1 protein-coding gene and 2 pseudogenes are annotated in these 1183 nt (G+C 61.0%); all 3 read left to right on the plus strand.

The genetic code is table 11. The features are described 5' to 3' along the window. Positions 1-311: pseudogene (locus EOD15_RS34525) on the plus strand (preprotein translocase subunit SecY); the annotation flags it as partial. After that, positions 308-904 carry an adenylate kinase gene (locus EOD15_RS34530; RefSeq protein ID WP_127321838.1) on the plus strand — a complete coding sequence of 199 codons (597 nt, stop codon included), beginning with the start codon at positions 308-310 and terminating at the stop codon, positions 902-904. The pseudogene EOD15_RS34525 and the gene EOD15_RS34530, both read left to right, overlap by 4 nt. 210 nt (positions 905-1114) lie before the next feature. Continuing rightward, positions 1115-1183 (plus strand): annotated as a pseudogene (locus EOD15_RS34535) (30S ribosomal protein S13); the annotation flags it as partial.

Raw genomic sequence — 1183 nt, forward strand, 5'->3', positions numbered from 1 at the left:
CCGACCAGCTCAAGAAGCATTCGGGCTTCATCCCGGGCTATCGTCCGGGCGAGCGCACCGCCGATTACATCGATTACGTTCTCACCCGCATCACCGTCGTCGGCGCCATCTATCTGGTGCTGGTGTGCCTGTTGCCGGAGTTCCTGATCTCGGCGACTGGCGTACCATTCTACCTTGGTGGCACATCGCTTCTGATCGTGGTCAGTGTCACGCTCGATACGGTTGCGCAGATTCAGGGCCACCTGATCGCGCACCAGTATGAAGGCCTGATCAAGAAGTCGAAGCTGCGCGGGGGGAAGAAAGCCAGATGAGGTTGATATTGCTTGGGCCGCCAGGAGCGGGCAAGGGGACGCAAGCACAAAGACTGGTAGAAAAACACGGCATACCCCAGCTCTCGACGGGCGATATGCTGCGTGCTGCCGTCCAGGCAGGCACCGAAGTCGGCAAGCGCGCCAAGGCGGTGATGGATGCCGGTGAACTGGTGTCCGATGCGATCGTCAACGCGATCGTCGCCGAGCGTATCGATCAGCCCGACTGCGCCAAGGGGTTCATCCTCGACGGCTATCCGCGGACCCTGGTGCAGGCGGATGCGGTTGAGCAGATGCTGTTGGATCGCTCCCAGGCCCTCAACGCCGTCATTGAGCTCGTGGTCGACGACAAGGCCCTGGTTGGCCGGATCGTCAAGCGCGCCGACGAGGCGCAGGCCGCCGGCCTTCCCGTTCGCAAGGACGACAACCCGACCGTGTTCGAAGAGCGCCTGAGGGAATACTACAAGAAGACGTCGCCGCTGATTGGCTACTACTATGCCAAGGGCAAGCTCCGCAGTGTCGACGGCATGGCCGATATCGACGCCGTGACGGAACAGATCGAAGCGGTGCTCAAGGACGCAGTGCGGGGAAATTAACGATTGCACTTGACGGAGGCGGTTCGCTGCGGTATGGCGGCCCGTCTTCCTATCAGGCATGAGCTTTGCTTGTCCGCAAGGGCAAGGCAGCCGCATTGAACTGGAAACTCCCGCATGGGCCGGCCTCCACCGGACGCGGGGCAACTTAAGACAGCGCCGTGCCCGCCTCGTTTTTGAGGATTGGCCGGCCCACATGGAGAAGGGAAGAACATGGCTCGTATAGCCGGCGTCAACATTCCGACCAACAAGCGCGTTGTCATTGCGCTTCAGTACATTCAC

Source organism: Mesorhizobium sp. M7A.T.Ca.US.000.02.2.1, assembly GCF_003996995.1.
In the GTDB taxonomy this organism is placed as follows: Bacteria; Pseudomonadota; Alphaproteobacteria; order Rhizobiales; family Rhizobiaceae; genus Mesorhizobium.